The organism is Kitasatospora sp. NPDC023176 (assembly GCF_055560495.1).
Window position 1 is genome coordinate 191,895 of the sequence record NZ_JBVHIP010000011.1, and the last position, 22,581, is coordinate 214,475.

Sequence of the window (22,581 nt, forward strand, 5' to 3'; positions counted from 1 at the left end):
ACCAGGGGACGGCGCGATGGAAGGCACCTCCGCCACGACCGTCCTGGCCGACGTCGCCGTTGTCCTGCTCGCCGGGGTCGCCCTGACCCCGCTGCGCACCCGGCTGCGCCAGCCCGTCGTGATCGGCGAGATCGCCGTCGGGGTGATCCTCGGCCACGGCGTGCTCGGCCTGCTGCCCGGCGACCCCACCGAACGGCTCTTCCCGCCCGCCGCCCGCGCCCACCTCGCGGTCGTCGCCCAACTCGGCATCGTCCTCTTCATGTTCGCCGCCGGCTGGGAACTCGACCTGCGCCGGCTGGCGGGCCGGGCCCGGACCGTCCTGGCCGTCACCACCGCCTCGGTCGCCCTGCCCTTCGCCTTCGCCGCCGTCCTCGCGGCCGTCCTGCTCACCCGCCGCCCCGGCCTGGCCGGACCGGCCGCCACCCCGGCCCTGTTCACCGTCTTCCTCGGCATCGCCCTGTCCGCCAGCGCCCTGTCCGTCCTGGCCCGCATCGTCGAGGAGAACCACCTCCAGGCCGACGGCACCGGCGTGCTCGCCACCGCCTGCGGCGCCCTCACCGAGATCGTCCTGTGGTGCGCCGTGGCGGGCGTCAGCGCCGCCGCCCACGGACCCGCCCACGGCGGCCTGCTGCCCGCCCTCGCCCGGATCGCCGGCTACGCCGCCGTCCTGGCCCTGGTGGTGCGCCCGCTGCTGCGCCGTCTGCTGCTCGGGCCCGCCCTGCGCGCCGTCGCCGGCCATCCGCTGCTGATCCTGCTCGCCGTCGCCGGCGGCGCCCTGCTCTCCGCCTGGACGGCCTCCCGGCTCGGCCTGCACGCGGTGATCGGCGCCTTCGCCTTCGGCCTGGCCATGCCCCGGGACGCGGGGGAGGAGCTGCGCCAGGCCGTCCAACTGCCGCTGCGCAACGCCGGCGCCCTGCTCGTCCCGGTCTTCTTCGCCCTCACCGGGCTGTCCGTGGACCTGCACGGCATCGGCACCGGCGGCCTGCTCGCCGCCGGGGTGCTGCTGGCCGTGGCCTGGGGCGGCAAGTTCGCCGGCGCCGTCCTCGCCGCCCGCCTCACCGGCGTGCCCCGGCGCGAGGCCGCCACCCTGGGCGTGCTGCTCAACACCAAGGGTCTGGGCGAGGTCCTCATCCTGACGCTGGGCCGGGACCTGGGCATCATCGGCGAACGGCTCTTCACCGTCCTGCTGCTGACCGCCCTCGCCGCCACCCTCCCGGTCAACCCGCTGGTCCACCACCTCGCCGGCCGGGCCGCCCGGCCGGTGCCCCGGCCCCTGCTGGAGGCCCCGGTGCGGGCCCCGGGCGCCCCGGGCGGCTGACCCGGGGCGCCCGTCGTCGCATCCGCCGCCGTCCTTCCCGCCGGGGCCCGGACGGACGGGCCGTCAGCGCAGGCCGGCGAAGAGGTCCTCCTCGGGCAGGGCCGCGCCGGTGGTGTCGCGGACCCGGACGAAGGTCTCCGTGCCCATCAGTTCGGTGAAGCGCTCCTTGCCCATCCGCAGGAAGAAGATGTTCTCGCCCTGGCTGGCGTGGGCGGCCAGCGCGTCGTACTTCCGGCCGCCCCAGGCGTGGGTGTCCACCCAGGTGGTGACCTCCTCGTCGGGCAGGCCGATCGGGGGCAGCTCGGGCACCGCGGCGGCCTCCCCGGCCTCTCCGGCCGGCTCGGAGGACTCGGGGGTCTCACCGGCCTGCTCGTCCCAGTCGGTGCCGAACTCCTGCATCGCCTCGAAGAAGCGCTTCATCGACGAGTGCGGCGCGGTGGTCCAGTACACCTTGGGCGTCAGGCCGGGGGCCAGCTCCAGAGCGGCCATGGTGATGCGGTTGGCCTGGATGTGGTCGGGGTGGCCGTAGAAGCCGTTCTCGTCGTAGGTGACGAGGACGTCGGGCCGGTAGTGGTGCAGCAGTTCGGCCAGGCGGGCGGCGCCGTCGGCGACGGGGGTGCTCCAGAACGAGCCGGGGGCGTCGTTGGCGGCCCAGCCCATCATCCCGGAGTCGCCGTACTCGAGCAGTTCGAGGTGGTCGACGCCCAGGATCCGGCAGCTGGCCTCCAACTCCTTGCGGCGCAGGGCGGCCACCGCGGCCGGGTCGTGTCCGTCCTCGCCGGGCTTGACGCCGCCGGGGCCGTCGCCGCAGGCGCCGTCGGTGCAGGTGACGAGGACGGTGCGGATGCCCTCGGCGGCGTAGCGGGCGAGGACGCCGCCGGTGCCGGTGGCCTCGTCGTCGGGGTGGGCGTGCACTGCCATCAGCGTCAGGGGCCGGTCGGCCATGTTCAGTCCTCGGTTCGCTCGGGTGTCCGTCCCCAGTGTGCCCGGCGGCTCTGACACTCGGCCGCCCGCCCTCGACCCTCACCGACGCCTGCCTGGCCGCCCTCGGCCTCACCGGCACCCCGCCCTGGCCCCCCGGCGCCTACAACATCACCGACCCCGCCCCCTACCGCCGCGACACCGCCCTGCGGCACGTCCTGACGGTGCATCAGATACCGGCCCGCATCCTCCACCTCCCGGTCGCCCTCGCCCGCCTCGCCGCCCGCACCACCCTGCTGCCCGGCCTCACCCCGTACACCGTCGACCTGCTCACCCGCGGCGTCGTCCTCGACCTCACCCGGGCCCGCGCCCAGGGCTGGCACCCGCGCCACACCCTGGCCGACTACCGCCCCTGACCGCCCGCGCAGCCCGATTGGCCCACAGAAGCGGCGGTCAATTGGATATCTCGCGGGGGCATCCGGCCTGGCAGTGTCAAGGCACACGAGACGCCGTCAGGAACGGCGCCCGCCAACGGGAGGGAAACCCATGCGCAAGATCATCATCGGGCTGGCCGCCACCGGCCTGCTCCTCGCCGGCACCGTCGCCACGGCCGGCACCGCCGAGGCTGCCGGCACCCGCTGCGGCGACTGGAGCACCGCCGAGCCGCTGCTGAAGTACGGCGCCACCGGCGACGCCGTCCGGGAGCTCCAGTGCGAGCTCAACTACTCGCTCAACCCCGACACCCACGGCAAGACCACCGTCGACGGGATCTTCGGCGACGACACCCTCAAGCGCGTCCGCGACTTCCAGGCGTGTATGGGATACCTGCAGGTCGACGGCCAGGTCGGCGCGCAGACCTGGGGCGCGCTGGACTGGTGGAGCTCCCAGAACGCCTACCCCAACTGCTGAGGTAGCCGGTAGGAACAGCGCTGGGGGCGGGGCATCCGGATGCCCCGCCCCCAGCGGCCGTCGGCCCCCGGCCCGCGTCAGGGCTGCTGCGCCGACGCGCCGCCGGCCCAGTACAGCGCGGTGTCCACGTCCCGGGCCGTCCAGCCCTCCGCCCGCGCCCCGCCGTGCCGCAGCAGGTCGTCCAGGAGCCCCAGGTAGCGGCCGTACCGCCCCGGCGCGGCGGTGAGGGTGAGCCCGACGGCGTCCAGGGCGCCCTGGACGCGGCGGTCGTAGACCGCCATCCGGCCGGGCGCCGCCGCGGTCAGCACGGCCGAGGCGAGCGCGTCCCCGGTCCGGAACCCGGGCAACTCCAGAAGCACGCGACGCCCCGCCCGGGCCGCCTCACCACGCGGCACGCCGGTGTCGCGGACCGCCGCGACGGCCCGCCCGGTGACGGCCCGGACTTCGGCTTCGGGCAGGCCCATCAGCTCCGCCGCCCACGGGGCCTGCGCGGTCAGCCGCTTCCAGACCGTCAGCGCCGCGATGTCGCCCTTCCCGAGGCTGCCGCTGCGCCGCGCCCGCTGCGCGACCTCGTCGAACAGCTCGTCGTAGTACGGCGAGACACCCGCCAGGTACCCGGCCCGGGCCTGGACCAGCACGTCCCACACCCGCCCGTACGCAGCCACCGACTCCCCGCCGGCCGCTGCCTCCACCGTCTTCTCCATCCCCGCATCATGCCCGCACCGCCGGTGCGCCGGTGGCCGGAACCTGGCAGGCTACGACGACAGGCCGGACCTCAGGGGAGAGAACCCGCCATGCTGATCGCCGACTTCGACGTCTACGGCCGGGCCGCCGAGTTCGATCCGGCGACCGGACGGCTCGGCCCCGCGCGGGCCGTCGACGCCGGGCAGAGAACCCACGGCCACTACGGCCGAGTGGGCCGCACCGGCGTGGTGTTCTACCGGGGCGCGGACGGGCTGCGGATCCGGGTGGGGGAGTGCGACATCCGGCTCGACGCCGCCACCACCGTCCGGCACCGGATCGTCGAACCGGAGTGCGTCCTGACCGTCGGCCGGATCGCCGAACTGCGCTACCCGGTGCCGCCGCAGTGGTACGGCCTGGCGGAGGACCTGACCCCGTTCGTCGAGGCCGAGGACTTCGACCTCGGGCTCTTCGTCGCCAACGTCCTGGCCGACCCGGACCGGGCGGACCGCAGCTACCGCTGACAGTCCGCCCGCAGCCAGTCCGCAGCCAGTCCGCAGCCGGCCCGCAGCCCGGTTCCGCCGTCAGCAGCGCTTGCCCAGCCCTGCCCTCGGCGCGGCCCCCGCCGTGCCCGGCAGGGCCGCCAGGGCCGCCAGGGCCGCCGACTCGCCGTCGCCGTACTGGTGGGCGCGGGCCGCGTGCAGGGCGGCCCGGAGGTGGTGGGCGGCCTCGGCGGGGCGGCCGGTGGCGGCGAGGGCGCGGCCGTAGAGGGTCTGCAGGACGATGCGGCGGGCGGCGGGGAAGGGGGGTTCGGCGAGGGCGAGGCCGTGGGCGGCGTGGTGGGCGGCCCGTTCGGGGTCGCCGCCGGTGAGGCAGGTGTCGGCGAGGTGCTGGTGGGCCAGGGCGACGAGGTCGGCGCGGCCGGCCCGTTCGGCGAGGGTGAGGGCGCGGCCCAGCAGGTTCCGCACCCGGGCGGGCGCCTCGCCGTGGCCCGTCCCGTACCGGTGGAGGGCGGCGGCCAGGTTGACCAGGGCGACGGCCTGGGCGCTGCGGTCGCCGGCCAGGGCGGCGAGGTCGGGGGCCCGTTCGAGGTGGGCGAGGGCCTCCTCGGGGCGGCCTTCCTCCAGCAGGACCCAGCCGAGCAGGGCGCGGGCCCGGGACTGGGCGCCGGGGTCGAGGTCGGCTTCGGCGGCGGCCAGCCCGTGTTCGAGCAGCGGCACCCAGCCGTCCCGGACCTGCCACACGATCAGGGGCCACTGCAGCAGGACCAGGCGCCAGGCGCGGTCGTGCAGTCCGGCGGCGACGGCGGCCAGGGCGGCGCCGCGCAGGGTGTCGCGTTCGGCGGCGTACCAGGCGAGGGCGCCGGCCCGGTCGGGGAAGGGGCGGACGTCGACGGGGCGCCGGGCCCCGGCGGGCGGGTCGCAGCAGGGTTCGCTGCCGGGTTCGGCGGCGGCGCTCGCGGCGAGCAGGGTGTGCAGCAGGTGGTCGAGGAGGCGGGGGAGGGTGCCGGTGTCGTCCTCGCCGGGCCGGGCGCGCAGGCTGCGGGCGTAGAGGCGGACGAGGTCGTGCAGGGTGTAGGCGTCGCGGCCGATCTCGACGACCAGGTGGGCGGTGGCCAGCTGCGCCAACGCGCCTGCGGCCTGAGGGAGTTCGCAGTCGGCGAGGGCGGCGGCGGTGCGGCTGTCCAGGGTGGTGCCGGTGTGGGTGCCGAGGTGCCGCAACATCCGGCGGGCCGGGTCGGACAGGTGCTGGACGCTCAGGGCCAGGGCGGCGGCGACGCTGGTGTCCTCCACCTCCAGCAGCCCCAACCGGCCCTGTTCGTCGGCGAGTTCCTCGGCGAGGGCGGCCAGGCCGCGGTGCGGGCAGGTGGCGATGCGGGCGGCGGCCAGGCGCAGGGCGAGCGGCAGCCCGTCGCACAGCCGGGCGAGCCGGGCGGCGGCCTCGGGTTCGGCACCGACCAGGTCGGCGCCGAGGTCGGGGCCCAGGGTGGTGGCGAGCAGGGTGACGGACTGCGGGGCGGACAGTTCGGCGAGCGGTACGGGCCGGGCGGCGTCGGTGGCGACGAGCCCGCCGAGCCGGTCGCGGCTGGTGACCAGGGTGACGCAGTCGTCCCCGTCGGGCAGCAGCGGGCGGACCTGCTCGGAGCGGCGGGCGTTGTCGAGCACGATCAGCATCCGGCGCCCGGCGGTCAGTTCCCGGTAGCGGGCGGCCAGGGCCTCGGGGGAGGCGGGCATCTGCTCGGCGGGCAGGCCGAGGGCGAGCAGCAGTTCGCGCAGCACCGCGCCGGTGCCCCGTTCGGGCAGCGGGCTGTGCCCGCACAGGTCGACGAACAGCCGTCCGTCGGGGAAGTCGGCCTGCCGCCGGTGCGCCCAGTGCACGGCGAGGGCGGTCTTGCCGACCCCGGCCCCGCCGGTGACGACGGCGATGGCGCCGGCGGCGCGGGCGGCCCGGTCGAGCGCGGCCAGCTCGTCCTCGCGCCCGGAGAACCCCCGGGGCCGCCGGGGGAAGGGCCACGGCGCGGGCCCGGCGGGCACGGGTACGACGGGCGCGACGGGTACGGGCACCGGTGCGCCCGCCCCGTCGCCGCGCAGCAGCACCCCGTACGCCTGGGCGAGTTCGGCCCCGGGGTCGATCCCCAGCTGCTCGGCCAGCGTGCGGCGGGTGCGGTGGTACCACTCCAGCGCCTCCGAGCGCCGCCCGGCCCGGCCGAGCGCGAGCACGAGCGCGGCGACCAGCGGCTCCCGCAGCGGGTTCAGGGCGGCCTCGGTGGCCAGGACGGCGGCGGCCGCGCCGTGGTCGCCGAGCCGGCCGTGGGCGCGGGCCAGTTCCTCCACGGCCGTCAGCCGCAGTTCCTCCAGGGCCTGGGCGGCGCACTGCAGCGGCAGGCTGGGCGCCGTGCCGGCGAGCGCGGGACCGCGCCACAGGGCGAGTGCCCGCCGCAGCGCCGTGACCGCGTGGCCGGCCTCGGGTGCCGTGCGGGCGGTGCGGACGAGGCGTTCGAACCGCTGGGTGTCCACCGCGGCCTCGGGGGCCCGCAGCAGGTAGCCGCCGCTGCCGTCGGTGGCCAGTTCGACGCCGGCGGCGGGTGCCCGGTGGGCGGCGAGGACGGCGCGCAGCCCGGAGACGTGGTTGTGGATGACGGTGCGGGCGTGCCGGGGCGGCTCCTCCTCCCAGAGGGCCTCGGTCAGCCGGTCGACGCCGACGGGCGCGCCGGGGTTCAGCAGCAGCATCGCCAGCAGGCTGCGGCGCTTGGGGGAGCCGAGCGCGAGCTCCTGCCCGTCCGCGGCCACGGCTGCCACCGAGCCCAACAACCGGAAGTCCACCCGCGCCCCCACCCTGACCAGCAAATATGGCAAGCATATGACAATAGGCGACCTGGTAGTGACACACGGTTCGCCCCACCCGCCCGGCCACCGCCCGGAGCACCCTGGACGGATCACCACCCGAGCGGATCCAATACCACCTCCGGGCCCACCGGCCTCCGGACACCGGGAGAAGGAGACCGATGCTGACCGACACCTCGACCGGCGCGGGCCGGGCGATCCTGCTCCACGACCGCTACCCCACCCTCGACGAACTCGCCGACACCGCCCACCGGCTGGCCGCCCGCCACCCCCGACGCTGCCGGGTCCGCACCCTCGGCACCTCCCGGGCCGGCCGCCCCCTGCTGCTCCTGTCGATCGGCCCCGATCACCCCGACGGCCCTGACAGCCCCGGCGGCCACCCCGCCGACAACGTCCTGGTCGTCTCCGGCGCCCACGCCGACGAGTTCTCCGGCCGCGCCGGCCTCGTCGAACTCGCCCACCGGGCCCTGGCCCACCCCGCCCGGCACCCCGCGACGGCCTGGCACCTCCTGCTCTGCCTCGACCCCGACGGCGCCCACCTGGCCCGGGGCGCCGTGGAATCCCGCACCCTGCCCGCCTACTTCGCCGGCTACTTCCGCCCCGCCGCCGACGAACAGCCCGAATGGGCCCCGGCGATCGGCGGCCGCCTCCCGGAGAGCCGGATCCTGCTCGACCTGATCGACGAACTCCGGCCCTCGCTCCAACTCTCCCTGCACACCGCCGACGTGGGCGGCACCTTCCTCCAGGCCACCACCGACCCGGCCGCCCTCGTCGAGCCCTTCGCCCGCTCCGCCGCCGCCCTCGGCATCCCGGTCGAGACCGGATCCTTCGACACCTACCGGCTGTCCGCCGCCGGCCCCGGCGTCTTCCTCATGGAGCCCCACCACATCGACTCCCAGGAGAACACCACCGGCATGCTCGCCGACCAGGACGACGCCCCGGCCGGCGCCCGGGCCGCCACCTGGTTCGCCCCGCAGCGCCACGGCGGCCACACCGTCGTCATCGAGGTCCCCGCCTGGACCACCGACCGCCTCGGCGACCCCCGCCCCGCCGCCGACCCCGACCCGCACCTGCGCGCCGTCGCCGACGAGCTGCGCGAACGCGGCCGCCGGCTCACCGACGTGCTGAACCACCTGCCGGGCGACCCGCCGACCGCCCTCCCGCCGCACCACACCCCGCTGCTGCGCGCCGCCCACACCCAGCTGACCGCCCTACGGCAACTCGCCGACGCCTGGGACCCGCGCACCGCCGGGCACCCCCTCATCCCGCCGCCCCTGCTCACCGGCGCCCACCTGGCCGGCATCGACCTGTGGGCCCACCGCATCCCGGTCCGCGCCGCCGCCCTGCTGCGCCGCGCCGCCCCCGCGCCCGACCCCCGCCCCGCCGCCCTCCTGCACACCTGGTGCGCCCACTACCGCCGCCGCTTCCGCCCCACCTGGCTCCCCGTCACCCGCCAGGCCGCCCACCACGCCAACACCGCCGAGGCCGCCGTGACCGCCCTGCGCCCGCGCTGAGCCCGGGGTTCATGACCCTGCAGCGTGCCGCCGCAAGCCGCTGATCCGATCGGTGATCCGTGCCGCCGCATCGGGGCCAGTGAGCAGGGTGACGTTGGTCGCCGAGGTGGACAGTCTCGAGTCGACGGCGATGATCGGGACCGACGGCGCGGCCGAGGCGATGCCGCTGGTCGCCTGGCCGAAGGGCACGCCGACGGTGACGATCAGGTCGCAGTGCTGGACGAGCAGTTCCGCGAGGTGCGGGGCAGCCTGCTCCGCAGTGGTAGCGGGTTCGACCATCTGCTGGACGTTGGTGCCGTGCTGGGTGCCGGCCAACTGCATGGCGGACCAGATCCTGGTGACGGTGTCGCCGGCCGTTGAGCTCGTGCTGTCCGCCGCCAGGCATGCGGTCGCCCGGCCCGACACGTCGTTCGCCTTGGCGGTGGTTGCGTGCGGGGTGCCGTCATCTGTGAACAGCAGACAGCCGACTGTGGCAGCAACAGCGGCGACGCCCAGGGAGACGACGACCAGGGTTCGGCGGCCGGGACCGAGACGCAGTGACATGGGACGGGGCCCTCCTGGGAGCGGGGGGAGCTGGGTCAGCTGTTCGGCTTGGAACGGGATGCGCGTGGAACTGTGCGTGAACGGGGGCTTCGCCGGGGTGACTTGCCGACCGTCTCCGCGGCGGGTCGGACCGGTGCGTCCGTCAGGGCGTTGCCATGCATGCGGGACTTGCGCCGCCAAAGGACGGCTGCGACGCAGGCAGCCAGGACGATTCCGGCGGACGACGAGAAGGTGACGAACGTACCGGAATCCGCATCGGATCCGGCAACAGCCGATTCGCGCGATTCGCGGAGAAGCGGATTCTCGCGGCCACCGTCGTCAGTGGTGGAAAGTGCCGAGACCGGGTCGATTCTTCCGAACCCGACTTTCGCGTCGGGGTGGCTGTTCCGCTCGATCGTGGTGGTGATGATGCGGTGAATCACCTGTCCCGCCGTCAAATCCGGGTGCTTTGAGCGGATCAGGGCGACAGTGGCCGAGACATAGGCCGCTGCGTAGCTCGTGCCGTCGGCTTTGACGTATCGGTCCTGGTTGTTGGTCGAGTAGATCTCGGCGGCGGGTGCCGCGACGACCACGCCGCGACCGGATTCACTGGCTTTCCAGAAACCGCCGTTCGCGTCGACGCCGGAAACCGATACGACACCGGGGAAAGCGGCCGGATACATCGCCGGGTTCCCTCGGTCGCCCTCGTTGCCCGCCGAGGCGACGACGATGGCGTCCTTGCCCATGGCGTAGGTGACGGCCTGTTTGAGCAGGGGGTCCGGATCGGGGGCGCAGAGGGACACGTTGATGACCCGTGCGCCGTGGTCCGTCGCCCAGACGATGCCGCGCGCGACGGCGGCGGCGGAGACCTGGTTTCCGGCGCTGACACGGACCGGGAGGATCTTCGCCTCTGGGGCGAGGCCCGTCATGCCCTCACCAGGGGCGGGACCTCCGGTGCCGGCGATGATGCCGGCGATGGCGGTTCCGTGTGACTCCCCCGAGGTGTCCGTCCGGCCGTCGTCACCATCGCCGATCAGGCTGCCCCCGGGAAGGACCTGTCCGGCGAGGTCGGGGTGCGAGGCCGAAACCCCGCTGTCGACGACGGCGACCGTCGTTCCGGCGCCGCGGCTGATCGACCAGATCCGGTCGGCCTTGAAGTGCGCGGCATCCAGCGGCCATTCACTGGAGCGGATGCCTTCGGCATTGCCGGCGGGCGCTCCGGCGATCAGGGCGGACGCAGTGAATACGGCAACACCGCAGGCATGGAAAAAGCGGCGTATCGCGGCCATCGGTGGTGCTCCTGGGACGGAGTGACGGTGATTCAAGAAGGCATGAAAGTGCCTAGATCGGTGGCGATCTTATACACACGTGCCATGCCGGGAGGGTGGGGATCGAGCGTCAGGGCCGCGCTTTGCGGAATTTTTGCCAGGGCCATTTGAAGGCAAAGCGGGCGATAGCGCGGCATCTCGGATGCCCGAAGTCAGTTGAACGCTGGACCGGAAGTGCCCGTGGTCGATAGAAGATCTGTCGGCCTGCCTGATGGCGGTCTTGGACTCGTTTTCCCGGAGGGTCGGTCGTGCGCCGCTTGTCACGCCGTGAATCGCAAAACACGTCGCGCCTGGGGGGCGTTAACAGCCCCCGGAACGCGGCTCGTCGTGCGCGGAGCGGAGCAGTCGGGCCGAACCGGCCCGCCGGATCGACGCGGCGTTGGCCTGTAGCGCTGCTGTCGTTGTCCCTGCTGCAGGCTGTGGTGCTCCAGCCTGCTGAGGCCTTCGCCCAGGCACATGCTCCGCTGCCCGTCGTATCGGCGCAGGCCCCCGGAGTTCCGCAGCAGCGCTCGGATGATGCCGGCCGACAGGGGCACCAGGTCGATGCGAGCGAGACTTCGCGCCACGCCGACAGCGGTGTGGCGGCCGGACACATGCCCGCTCCAGGAGAGGCACCCGAGAAGTCGGACCGTCAGGACGGTGGTGAGCCCCACGCGCCCGCTGCCCCGGTGCCGGTGAAGGGCAAGCAGACGACGCCGCCCGTGCTGCCCAGGCCTCAGGCGAGCAATGCGGACGGCTCACCGAAGAGCCAGGGCGAGGCCGCCACGGGTCGGGTCGCCCCGACCAAGGACTCGCCGGCCGCCTGGGTCGGCCCGACCGACCCGGCCGCCGGGGCCACCGAGGTCACCGGAGCCAGGACCTCTACCACCTCGGTCTTCCAGAACCCCGATGGCACCAAGACGATGCGGGTCTACAGCCAGCCCGTCCACTTCCAGAAGCCCGACGGCACCTGGGAGAACATCGACACCGGCCTGTCCCGGCGCCGGGACAACAGGTGGGCCGAGGCCGCCAACGACCAGGCACTCAGCTTCTCGCCGAGCGCCGACGGCACCGCGCTGATCGACTGGACGCTGGACGCCGGCCACCGGATCTCCTACACGCTCCAGGGTGCCAAGCCGGTCGCGGCCACCGCCGTGGCGAACACGCTGACCTACCCCGGGGCGCTCCCTGACTCCGACGTCGTCTACAACACGCTGGCGCAGGGCATCAAGGAATCTCTGGTCCTGCACAGCACCTCCGCCCCGACCACCTGGGTGTTCCCGCTGAACACCACGGGACTGTCGGCCTCCCTGGACACCTCCGGCAATGTTCGCTTCACCGACGAGGCGGGCAAGGTCAGGATGACCATCCCACACGGGTACATGGAGGACTCGGCACTCGACCCCCACTCCGGTGAAGGGGTCACCTCCGACGCCGTCACGTACAAGCTGACCACGGTGGACGGCAAGCCCGCCCTCCAGATGGACCTCGACACCGCCTGGCTGAAGGACCCCAAGCGGGTCTTCCCGGTCAAGGTGGACCCCACCGGGCAGATCAACGGCACGCGTTCCACCTACATCGTGTCGAACAGCGCCACGAACCACGCGAGCGAGAACAGTCTCAAGACCGGTAGCTACACCGGAGGAGCGTCCTATGACGTCAGCTACCTCGTCTTCGACTCCCTCGGCTCCGTCGGCTCGAACGTGGCCAACATGTACATCCAGAAGGCCGAGCTGGACCTGAACGCCATCTGGAGCGGCGGCTGCCAGTCACGCGACGTCGCCGTGCACGCCATCACCTCCGCCTGGGACCCGGGCAGCGTCAACAACTTCTCCCAGGTGCCGTTCGACCCCGCGGTGCTCGCATCCGCCAACTTCCAGGCGCCCAACAGCAACTACTGCCCGGGCTCGCCCGTAACCGTGCCGTTCAACCTCGGCGGCGACCCGACCACGGCCGGCGTCCAGCTCGTCAACAGCTGGACCCACGGTGCGGGCAACTACGGCTTCGCACTCACCTCCGACACGAGCGACATCCAGGCCTGGAAGCAGTTCGACAGCGTCAACACCCAGCACCCGCCGTTCCTGAAGCTCACCTACGTCGACTGGGCCGCCGACTACTCCGTCCCGGGTGACTACATCCAGCCCACGGCCATCACCCCGGGCTCGCAGCAGGTCACTATGACCAACCTCGCCGCGAACTGGTGGAACTCCAACAGCATGCGGGTCAAGCCGAGGTTCTTCGACGCGAGCTGGCACGAGTTCTGGCCCGGAGCAGGCACCACCACGGGCGTTCCTGGGCTGGTCAAGACGGGCGACACCGTGACCTTCACCGCCACCATCCCGCCCATGGCGCCGGGGACCAGCTACCAGCTGTGCTGGGACGGCGTGGTGAACGGAACGTACTCGCTCAGGGACGACTTCGGCATCCCGTACCACACGTGCACGTGGGTCACTGCCCAGAACGTCAACCCGCAGATCGACACGATGGTGCCGCTGTCCAACTCAGTGGTCGGCACGCTCTCCCCGCAGCTCTACGCGAGCGGTCACGACCCGGACAACTACCCGGGCACGGGGGTGGACTACGACTTCCGTGTCTACACCAACCCGGCTTCGGGCGACCCCCAGCTGCTCGCCGAGTCGGGTTGGCAGCCGAACCAGACCTGGTCCGTTCCGGCCGGCAAGCTGGCCTGGAACAGCAGTTACCAGTGGACCGTCATGGCCGGTGACCACATCGGCGCGAGTCCGTGGTCGGGGTACGCGACCTTCTCCACCCAGTTGCAACAGCCCGTCATCACCTCCCACCTGGGCGGGGCCGCCGGCGACGGCGCGGGGCACGACTTCGACGCCCACGTGGGCAACTACACCACCGCCGCGACGGACGCGAGCGTGAAGACGGTCGGACCGGCCCTGACCGTGACCCGCTCGTACAACTCCCTCGACCCGCGAACCTCCACGCTCTTCGGAGCCGGCTGGACCTCCGCCTTCGACATGCAGGTGCAGCCGGACCAGGACGGCACCGGAGCAGTCGTGCTGACCACCGCAAACGGCCGCACCGGACGTTTCGGGTTGGGCAGCGGAAACGTCTTCACTCCGCCGCCGGGCGAGTTCGCCTCCCTGACCAAGGTCGACGCCGGGTTCGACCTGACGGCCAAGGACGGCGTGGTCTACCAGTTCCACATACCCAGCGGCAGTGCCTTCGCGCTGTCCCGGGTCACCGACGCCGCCGGTCACATCCAGGACCTCACCTACGCCAACGGCAGGCTCACCGCGGTCAAGGACACCGCCTCGGGCCGGTCCCTGCACTTCGAATGGACCACGGACAACCGACACGTCGCCAAGGTCTACACCGACCCCACGACCGGTACGGACGGGAACACCGCCCAGACCTGGACCTACACGTACGACAGCGCCAACCCGGACCAGCTGAACAGCGTCTGCACCCCACCGGCCGGCACCAACACGACCAGGCCCTGCACCAGTTACAGCTACACCCCGGGCTCCCACCTGCGCTCGGCCGTCCTCGACGCCGGCCCCGTCTCGTACTGGCGCCTCGGTGAGGCCTCCGGTACCACCGCGGCCAGCGAGGTGATCGAGAACCAGGGCAACGACAACGCGACCTACTCCTCTAACGGCGTGACCCTGGGCACTCCCGGTCCGGCGGCGGCCTCGACAGCGGCGACCTTCGACGGGAGCACCGGTTACGTGACGCTGCCGCAGACCGGGCTGGCCAGCTCGTCCTACACGTCAGTCGGACTCTGGTTCAAGACCACCGGTTCGGGCGTGCTGTTCAGCTACCAGACGGATACCTTCCCCGGCGGCGGCACCACGGCGGGCGACTACACCCCCGCGCTCTACGTCGGCACCTCCGGCAAGCTCCACGGCAAGTTCTGGGCCGGTTCCTCCAACCCCATGCAGTCCTCCAAGGCGGTCAACGACGGTCAGTGGCACTACGCGGTGCTCTCGGCCGCCGGCGTCACCCAGACGCTGTACCTCGACGGCCAGGCCCAGGACACGCTGGCCGGCCCCGTCCTCGCACCGGGGCAGCGCGCCGGCGCCATCGGCGGCGGCTTCACCAGCGCCTGGTGGCAGGACAGCCCGTTCACCGACTACACCGGCCGGGCCAGCTACTTCACCGGCAGCATCAGCGACGTCGCCTTCTACAACCGGACCCTCGGCGCCCCGACCGTGCAGGCCCTGTGGCAGGCCGGGAGCCAGCCCTCGACCGAGCTGTCCGGCCTGAAGCTCCCCTCCGGCAAGACCCAGCTCGCCGCCACCTACGACACCGCCAAGGACCGCGCGTCCCAGATCACTGATGGGAACGGCGGCACCTGGAATCTCAGCAACCCGACCGTGTCCGGCTCCTCCCAGGAGTACCGCGGCCAGGTCATGGGCTCGCAGCCCGCCGGCTACTGGCGCCTGTCGGAAAGCCAGGGTGTCCAGGCCACCAGCCAGGTCTACAGCCCCCGGCCCACCCCCAACAACGGCACCTACTCCGATGTCGCGCTCGGAGCCACCGGACCGATGACGGGATCCACCGGATCCGCCTCCTTCAACGGCAGCACCTCCTGGGCTGAACTACCGGCCTCCTACGCACCCCAGTCCGGTCCGGGAACGCTCGGAGTCTGGTTCAAGACCGGGAGTGCCGGAGTCCTGCTCAGCTACCAGTCCTTCCCCGTCAACGCCCCCCACACCCAGGCGGGCCTGCACTGGAACCCGGCCCTGTACGTCGGCACCGACGGCAAACTCCACGCGCAGCTGTGGATGGGCGACGCCTCTCACACCATGGCCAGCAGCGTCACGGTGAACGACAGCAAGTGGCACTTCGCCGTGCTCTCCGCGGACAGTCCCACCTCACAACAGCTCTACGTGGACGGTGCGCAGAGCGCCGGCCCGCTGACCGGCAGCATCACCCCCAACGGCGTCGAGCACGTCTTCGTCGGCGCAGGCGCGGTCTCCCTCGGCTGGCCCGCCGCCCCCAGCGACGACTCCGGCCACTTCAACGGCCAGATCGCGGACGTCATGGCGTTCCCCCGCGGCCTGGACAGCGGGACGGTCACGAGCCTCTACCAGCTGGCCACCACCAGTGGCGCAGCGCAGTACGACGCGGCCGTCGTCGACGCCCACCCCACGGGCTACTGGCGCATGGGTGACACCAACGGCAACCAGGCCGCCGAGCTGATCTCCTCCGCGGCACTGGCGCAGAACCACGGCAGCTACCACAACACCACCTGCTGCCAGAACGGCCCCTGGGCCTCCGGCGCCTCCACGGCCACCGGCTTCAACGGCACCACCTCCTACGTCCAGCTGCCGGCCAACACCGCGCCCAAGGCCTACAGCGGCACGGCAGTCGAGCTCTGGTTCAAGACCACCGCCCCCGGCGTGATCTACAGCCACCAGTCCTTCCCGATCGACGGGAAGCCGAACGGTTCCACCGACCGGTGGAACCCCGCGCTCTACGTCGGATCGGACAAGAAGCTCTACGGCGCCCTGTGGACCGGCTCGGCCACCAACGCGCTGGTCTCGAGCACCACCGTCGCCGACGGCAAGTGGCACTACGTCGTCCTGGCCGGCGACAGCCACGGCCAGAGCCTGTACCTGGACGGTGCGCCCAACGCCACCAGCAACACGCCGCTGCCCATCACCTACAACGGCTCCGCCTACGACTTCCTCGGCGCCGGCTGGACCGGTGGTGGCTGGCCCAACCCGCCCTCCGACCAGGTCGGTTACTTCAACGGAGCCATCGCCGACTTCTCGATCTACAGCTACCCGCTCGTCCCCGGTGCGGTCGCAGACCACTACCGCGCAGCCACCACCCCCGGCACCATGGGTGGCCTCGATGCCGCAGGCGCCTACCGCGCCGCCGTCGTCCAGGCCGGGCCGATCCAGTACTGGCGCCTCAACGACCCCTCCGGCTCCTGGTACGCGGCCGCCGAACTCGGCACCGCCATGCCCGACCTGACGGCCGGCACCTACAGCAACGTCACGCTCAACGCCAACGGCCCGTCCAACGACTACGGCAACCAGCGCGCGGCGGTCTTCGACGGCACCACCTCGCAGATCCAGCTCCCGTCCGACGCCGCCCCCACCCACGGCCCCGCCAGCATGGAGCTGTGGTTCAACACCACCAGCGGCGGTCCGCTGTACAGCTACCAGGACTTCCCGGTCGGCGGTCCGCCGGGGAACAGCTGGAACCCGGCCCTGTACGTCGGTTCCGACGGCCGAATCCACGGTGAGTTCTGGATGGGCTCGGGCGCTGTCATGACCTCCGACCGGACGGTCAACGACGGGAAGTGGCACCAGGTAGTCCTGGCCGCCGACGACAGCGGTCAGACCATCTACATCGACGGCCAGCCCAGTGCCTCCGACACCAGCGGACGCAAGATCACCTTCAACGGCACCCCGTACGTCTACCTGGGCGCCGGCACCACCACCGGCTGGGGCTGGCCCGCCGGCGGTGGCGACCACTTCACCGGCAGCATCGCGGAGGCCTCCTACTACACCAGCCGGCTCGACGCCGCCACGGTGGCCGCGCACTTCAAGGCCATGGGCGACGGAGGCACCGCCACTCCCGTCACGGCTGCCAACGTCACCGACCCGACGGGCAACACCCTCGGGTACCGCTACGATGCCCGCTCCGCCAAGCTCATCTCCCGCAGCGACGCCTGGGGCCACACCACCCGCTACACGTACGACACCAACGGCTTCCTGCACACCGTGACCGACGCCGACGGGCACACCGTCACCATCGGCCACGACGACCGGGGCAACGAGGTCTCTCACACCACCTGCCAGGACACCACCCACTGCAACACCAGCTATGCCCACTACTACCTCGACGGCACTGCGGACCACCTCGGCGCCGTCAACGACACGGTGACCGACCGCAGTGACGCTCGCTCCAACGGGTCCGGCGACGCCACCTACCGCACGCAGTACAGCTACGACCCGGCCGGCGAGGTCCTGTCCACGACCGTGCCCGCCACCGCGGACTTCCCGCAGGGACGCTCCTCCTACGTCGCCCGCACCAGCGGCAGCGAGGCCGCCGTCGGCAGCGACGGCAACCCGACGACCGGAACCCAGCCCGCCGGGCTGGTCACCTCGCAGTCCCCGTACGTCGACCACGCCGCCTACCCCAACCAGGCGGCGGTACCCGCGAACCTGAGCACCGTCAACTCGTACAACGCAGCCGGCGACCTCACCAAGAGCGTCAGCCCGCTGGGCCTGGTCACCACCTACACCTACGACAACCTCGGCCACCTCACCTCCAGCACCGAGGCCTGCACCAACTGCGGCCAGGGGCAGACCCCCACCAAGGTCACCACCGCCTTCACCTGGGACGGCCAGGGCAACCCGCTCACCCGCACGGACCCGGCCACGACGGACGCCGTCACCGGCACCGTCCACACCCCCCGGACCACCACCACCTACGACACCGACGGCAACCCCCTCACCCGGACCGTCGCCGACCTCACCGGCGGCGACGCACCGCGCACCACCAGCTGGGCGTACTCCGGCACCACCAGCCACCCCGCGAAGGTCACCGACCCGGCCGGCCGCACCACCAGCTACACCTACGACAAGTACGGCAACAAGGTGTCCAGCACCGACGCCGCCGGCACCACCTACAGCTACGACTACGCCCCGATGGGGTGGCTGCAGCAGGTCTCCGTCACCAACTACACCGGAAGCCCGACCAGTCCGGTCAGCGCCCGCTGGCAGATCGTCGAGTCCCGCGCCTACGATCCCGCCGGCCGCCTGGCCAAGGTAACGGACGCGATGGGGCGCTCCACGCACACCTACTACAACGACGACGACACGGTCGCCGAGATCGACGCCGACGGATTCCACAACTTCGACCCGGTCGCCAAGAACTTCGACGGCACCCTGCGCAATGTCGTCCTGCAGCAGAACACCTATGACGCGGCCGGCCACCTGACCCAGCGCGTGACCGGCGGCGGTAAGACCACCGTCGCCAACACCTGGGACGCCGCAGGGCGGGCCACCAGCACGACGGTCGACCCCGGCGGGCTCAACCGCACCAGCAGCAACGCCTACGACGCGGCCGGCCACGTGCTGCGTTCCACCATCACCGACGGAACCCAGACCCGGGAGACCGACTTCACCTACGACGTCGCGGGGGACGTCACCGCGCAGGCCGCCAAGAACCCGCCGCAGGACTCCACCACCACGTTCAGCTATGACCAGCGCGGCCTGCCGCTCACCCGGACCAACCCCGACGGCAACGTCAGCGGAGCCAACCCCGCCTCGTTCACCGTCAGTTACCTCAATGACGCGGCAGGTCGGCAGGTCGTCACCACCGAACCGCCGGTGTCCACCACCACCCTCAACCCCGCCACCGGCCAGCCCCTCACGCTGACCGTCGCCCCCGAGTCCCGCACCGGCTACAACACCTTCGGCGAGAGCGCCGAGGCCAAGGACCCCACCGGCGCCATCACCACCACCACCCACACCTACGACGCCACCGGCGAACACCTCGCCGTCGCCGGCAACACCTACACCACCCCCGACGGCAGCGGCACCTTCACCGCCGTCACCCGCACCGACTACGACACCATGGGCCGCCCCAAGGCCCTCACCGACGCCAAGGGCAACACCACCACCAACGTCTACGACCAGCTGGGCAACCTCGTCGAGCAGGACCTGCCAAGCATCGGCGGGACCAGCCGCAAGTGGCTCTACACCTACGACCTCGACGGTGAGAAGCAGTCCGTCACCGACCCGGCCGGAGCCCAGACCCTCTCCACCTACGACGACCTCGGACGCACCGTCACCCTGACGGACCTGGTCCGCACTGCCAGCCAGTCGACCGCCTCCTACACCAGCGCCTTCGGCTACGACGACGCAGGCAACCGCACCACCGCGGTCTCGCCGACCGGAGCAGCCGCCACGTTCGGCTACGACGCCGCGGGGGAGCGCACCAGCACCACCGACCCCCTCCAGCGCACCACCAAGACCGGCTACAACCTCACCGGGCAGGTCGTGAAGGTCACCCTTCCCAGCACCGGGCCCGGCATCGACGGACCGGTCACCACAACCAGCTACGACCAGGCCGGCAACCACACCGCGACCACCCAACTGTCCGCCAGCGGAACGACGTTGGCTACCTCGACCGCCACCTTCGACGCCGCGGGCCAGCAGCTCTCGGTCACCGACCCCGACGGCAACACCACGACGGCGGTCTACGACGGACTCGGCCGGCAGGTCCAGCAGACGCAGCCGGTTGCCGCGGGCCGCAGCATCACCACGGCCTTCGCCTACGACGCCGCAGGCCGACGGACCGGCTACACGGACGGCAACGGCAACACCACCTACTCCACCTTCAACAGCCTCGGGTTGCCCGAGTCCACGGTCGAACCCGCCACCAGCGCCTACCCCAACCCCGCCGACCGCACCTACACCACCAGCTACGACCCCCTGGGCGAAGCGGTGTCCGTCAAGGAACCCGGCGGGGTCACCATCTCCAGCAGCTACGACGCCGCCGGCCGGCTGATCAGCCAGGCCGGCAGCGGAGGCGAGGCACCGACCCCGACCCGCACCTTCGGCTACGACGCCGACGGCCGGACCACCTCGCTGTCGACCCCCCACGGCACCCAGACCTACACCTACGAGGACCGGGGCGCCATCGCCTCCGCCTCCGGCCCGACGGGCAACAGCAGCTATACCTATGACGCGGAAGGCCGACTCGCCTCCCGAGCCGACGCGGCCGGCACCACGGCCTTCACCTACGACAGCGCCGGTCAGCTCAAGACCCTCGCCGACCCCCAGACCGGCAGCACCCTCGCCTACAGCTACACACCCACCGGCCAGGTCGCCACCATCCAGTACGGCACGGGCAACACCCGCTCCTACACCTACGACGACCAGGGCAACGTCACCAGCGACAGCGTCAAGACCAGCACCGGCGCGGCCGTCTCCTCGCTCGGCTACACCTACTACCCGTCAGGGCGGCTCAAGACCCAGACCACCGCAGGACTGGCCGGGGCCACCACCCACACCTACGGCTACGACGCCGCCGGGCGGCTCAGCACCTGGAACAACGGTGCCGCCACCACCGCCTACGCCTACGACGGCAACGGCAACCTCACCTCCAACGGCACCACCACGGCCACCTACAACCAGCGCAACCAGCTCAGCACCGCCGGCACCACCAGCTACACCTACACGGCCCGGGGCACCCGCTCCGCCGCCACGACCGGCACCACCACGACGAGCGCCGGCTACGACGCCTTCGACGAACTGACCAGCCAGGGCGGACAGGCCTACACCTACGACGCGCTGGGACGCCTCACCACCAGCGCCGGGCACACCTTCACCTACGACGCGACCAGCGACAACCTCACCTCCGACGGAACGGAGAACTACACCCGCACGCCCTCCGGCGGCCTGACCTCCATCGGCAATACCGCTGGATCCGCCTTCGCCTACAGCGACCGCCACGGCAACCTCGTCGCCACTTTCACCGCCGCTGGCACCGCCACGGCAGGCTCCAGCGCCTACGACCCCTGGGGCAAGCCCACCGCGACCGCCGGCACCACCCACGACCTCGGCTACCAGAGCGGCTGGACCGACCCGACCAGCGGCCAGGTCAGCACCGCCAGCCGCTGGTACGACCCCGCCACCGCCGACTTCACCAGCCGCGACACCGCCAACCTCGCCCCCGGCACCGCCGCCGGCGCCAACCGCTACGCCTACGGCGCCGGCGACCCGCTCGACAACGCCGACCCCAGCGGCCACAACCCGTGCGAACCGGGCGGCGCCAGCCCGGACGACGACCCCGGGGGCAACAGCCCCGGCGACTCGGCAGCCGCCTCGGCCCCCGCGTACTCAGGAATGAGCGCGAGCGCCTGGGAACGCAAGGCCCAGCACATGGCGGACATGGAGATCGCGGAAGCCGCAGAACGGAAGGCCTCCTACGACCGCATGAGCTACGCGGAATCATCGGTGGGCAACGAGTACAACTACAACAAGTGGATCGAGAACGCACTCTCCGGAAATCGGTCCGGTGGTGTGGCTGTAAGTGGGGCCGTTACCTTCGCGCAGATGGAAGCCGAGGCCGAGGCCGAAGCCGAGATGATGCAGATGGAGGCCGAGTTCGAACTGGCCGCCAGCCACAGCAGCTGCGACACTGACGGATCGGGCCCGCCGCCCCGCCACTACCGCAAGTTGCCGCCCCCGCCGCCAAGGCACGATCAGCCGCCGGCGGTTGACCCCCACGGTGTCGACCCCGTCCCCTGCACCGTCTGCTCCACCTCGACTCCGCAGGGAACCCCGCTGAATGGCCCAGAGCTTGGTCTGACTCAACAGGGCATTGCCACCCAGCTAGCTCCCGACCCTTCTACTCAGCAGTCGATCGCCAACGCAGAGGACGCAATATCGCAAGGTTCGACTCAGACCTTCGACTTTTCTGGTAGTAGTGACAAGGACTTCCTGGGATGTTCGTCGGGAGGGCTGGTCGGATATGATCCGCGAGATGCGTCAAACGGGAAGCGGGCCACTGGCGTCGAGGCTTGTCTGACCACGGAGAGCATTAAAAATGGGAGTGCTGCGAAGCAAAAGGGAGTTCCTGGATACAAGTGGGCGCAGAAATTCGCTACCGATGACCTTGAAGTGGACTCCGCGCAATATTCTGTGAATGCATGCCACCTTCTCGGGGACCAGTTGGGCGGAAGGGGTGTGCTTGCAAACTTGGCAACATGCGGCCGTTCGACGAATGCCGCCAGGCAGGATGCGACCGATCCGGGCCGAAATGGCCCGATGACTGACTTTGAGAATCTTGTAAGGGATGAGGTAGAGGCGGGCCAGCAAGTGTTGTATCGTGTTCAGCCAAAATATGAGGGAAATCGAACCGTTCCGTACGCTTTTCAGATGGAGGCCCTTAGCAGCACGGGGCATGTGCAAGTGAGCATCGTTCCAAATGTGATATACAGCCCGAAGCGGGGGGCGTGGGTGAACATCGGTCTGAACTCATGTTCGTCATGTTCCAGCCCCTTGCCGACGCCGGGGGTCAGATAGAGTGGATGAGTTGGAATCGATTTGGAGCGGAGG

11 protein-coding genes are annotated in these 22,581 nt (G+C 71.7%); 6 read left to right on the top strand and 5 right to left on the bottom strand.

The annotated features are described in order from the left end of the window. The first annotated feature begins 16 nt into the window (after window positions 1–16). Entirely contained in the window at window positions 17–1,318 is a 1,302-nt protein-coding gene (locus tag ACZ3YL_RS18340; protein WP_465658436.1) for a cation:proton antiporter, read from the top strand. 63 nt (window positions 1,319–1,381) lie between these two features. Here the strand turns inward: ACZ3YL_RS18340 and ACZ3YL_RS18345 are convergent, their stop codons facing one another. After that, on the bottom strand, window positions 1,382–2,263 hold the full coding sequence (locus ACZ3YL_RS18345) for a PIG-L family deacetylase (RefSeq protein WP_188303316.1): 882 nt from the start codon (window positions 2,261–2,263) through the stop codon (window positions 1,382–1,384). A 35-nt stretch (window positions 2,264–2,298) separates the two neighbouring features. On the opposite strand from ACZ3YL_RS18345, the gene ACZ3YL_RS18350 reads away from it, so the two are divergent. Both ACZ3YL_RS18350 and ACZ3YL_RS18355 read left to right on the top strand, forming a co-directional pair. Further along, window positions 2,299–2,655, top strand: a complete 357-nt coding sequence (locus ACZ3YL_RS18350) for a Rossmann-fold NAD(P)-binding domain-containing protein (RefSeq protein ID WP_188303315.1) — start codon at window positions 2,299–2,301, stop codon at window positions 2,653–2,655. Between the two features lie 130 nt (window positions 2,656–2,785). Beyond that, window positions 2,786–3,148 carry a peptidoglycan-binding domain-containing protein gene (locus ACZ3YL_RS18355; protein WP_188303314.1) on the top strand — a complete coding sequence of 121 codons (363 nt, stop codon included), beginning with the start codon at window positions 2,786–2,788 and terminating at the stop codon, window positions 3,146–3,148. 77 nt (window positions 3,149–3,225) lie between these two features. Here ACZ3YL_RS18355 and ACZ3YL_RS18360 read toward each other — a convergent pair whose 3' ends face one another. Next, the gene (locus ACZ3YL_RS18360) at window positions 3,226–3,852 is read right to left on the bottom strand and encodes a hypothetical protein (protein ID WP_465658438.1); all 627 of its coding nucleotides are present in this window, start codon (window positions 3,850–3,852) and stop codon (window positions 3,226–3,228) included. 90 nt (window positions 3,853–3,942) lie between these two features. On the opposite strand from ACZ3YL_RS18360, the gene ACZ3YL_RS18365 reads away from it, so the two are divergent. Further along, window positions 3,943–4,353 (top strand): hypothetical protein, encoded by a 411-nt coding sequence (locus ACZ3YL_RS18365; protein ID WP_188303312.1) that lies wholly within the window; start codon window positions 3,943–3,945, stop codon window positions 4,351–4,353. Between the two features lie 60 nt (window positions 4,354–4,413). Here ACZ3YL_RS18365 and ACZ3YL_RS18370 read toward each other — a convergent pair whose 3' ends face one another. After that, window positions 4,414–7,176 (bottom strand): AfsR/SARP family transcriptional regulator, encoded by a 2,763-nt coding sequence (locus ACZ3YL_RS18370; protein ID WP_465658440.1) that lies wholly within the window; start codon window positions 7,174–7,176, stop codon window positions 4,414–4,416. A 158-nt stretch (window positions 7,177–7,334) separates the two neighbouring features. On the opposite strand from ACZ3YL_RS18370, the gene ACZ3YL_RS18375 reads away from it, so the two are divergent. Further along, window positions 7,335–8,687 (top strand): M14 family zinc carboxypeptidase, encoded by a 1,353-nt coding sequence (locus tag ACZ3YL_RS18375; RefSeq protein ID WP_465658442.1) that lies wholly within the window; start codon window positions 7,335–7,337, stop codon window positions 8,685–8,687. 9 nt (window positions 8,688–8,696) lie between these two features. Here ACZ3YL_RS18375 and ACZ3YL_RS18380 read toward each other — a convergent pair whose 3' ends face one another. Together ACZ3YL_RS18380 and mycP are read right to left on the bottom strand one after the other, a co-directional pair. After that, on the bottom strand, window positions 8,697–9,230 hold the full coding sequence (locus ACZ3YL_RS18380; protein WP_465658444.1) for a hypothetical protein: 534 nt from the start codon (window positions 9,228–9,230) through the stop codon (window positions 8,697–8,699). Between the two features lie 35 nt (window positions 9,231–9,265). Further along, window positions 9,266–10,498 carry a type VII secretion-associated serine protease mycosin gene (gene mycP / locus ACZ3YL_RS18385; protein WP_465658446.1) on the bottom strand — a complete coding sequence of 411 codons (1,233 nt, stop codon included), beginning with the start codon at window positions 10,496–10,498 and terminating at the stop codon, window positions 9,266–9,268. Between the two features lie 632 nt (window positions 10,499–11,130). Between mycP and ACZ3YL_RS18390 the strand changes: the two genes are divergently transcribed. Continuing rightward, on the top strand, window positions 11,131–22,548 hold the full coding sequence (locus ACZ3YL_RS18390; protein ID WP_465658448.1) for a LamG-like jellyroll fold domain-containing protein: 11,418 nt from the start codon (window positions 11,131–11,133) through the stop codon (window positions 22,546–22,548). The last annotated feature ends 33 nt before the right edge of the window (window positions 22,549–22,581 follow it).

What these genes read in the sequence shown, in the direction of transcription:
- ACZ3YL_RS18340 (WP_465658436.1), top strand. Translation starts at nt 17, where the DNA reads ATGGAAGGCACCTCCGCCACGACCGTCCTGGCCGACGTCGCCGTTGTC.
- ACZ3YL_RS18345 (WP_188303316.1), bottom strand. Translation starts at nt 2,263, where the DNA reads ATGGCCGACCGGCCCCTGACGCTGATGGCAGTGCACGCCCACCCCGAC.
- ACZ3YL_RS18355 (WP_188303314.1), top strand. Translation starts at nt 2,786, where the DNA reads ATGCGCAAGATCATCATCGGGCTGGCCGCCACCGGCCTGCTCCTCGCC.
- ACZ3YL_RS18360 (WP_465658438.1), bottom strand. Translation starts at nt 3,852, where the DNA reads ATGGAGAAGACGGTGGAGGCAGCGGCCGGCGGGGAGTCGGTGGCTGCG.
- ACZ3YL_RS18365 (WP_188303312.1), top strand. Translation starts at nt 3,943, where the DNA reads ATGCTGATCGCCGACTTCGACGTCTACGGCCGGGCCGCCGAGTTCGAT.
- ACZ3YL_RS18375 (WP_465658442.1), top strand. Translation starts at nt 7,335, where the DNA reads ATGCTGACCGACACCTCGACCGGCGCGGGCCGGGCGATCCTGCTCCAC.
- ACZ3YL_RS18380 (WP_465658444.1), bottom strand. Translation starts at nt 9,230, where the DNA reads ATGTCACTGCGTCTCGGTCCCGGCCGCCGAACCCTGGTCGTCGTCTCC.
- mycP (WP_465658446.1), bottom strand. Translation starts at nt 10,498, where the DNA reads ATGGCCGCGATACGCCGCTTTTTCCATGCCTGCGGTGTTGCCGTATTC.
- ACZ3YL_RS18390 (WP_465658448.1), top strand. Translation starts at nt 11,131, where the DNA reads ATGCCCGCTCCAGGAGAGGCACCCGAGAAGTCGGACCGTCAGGACGGT.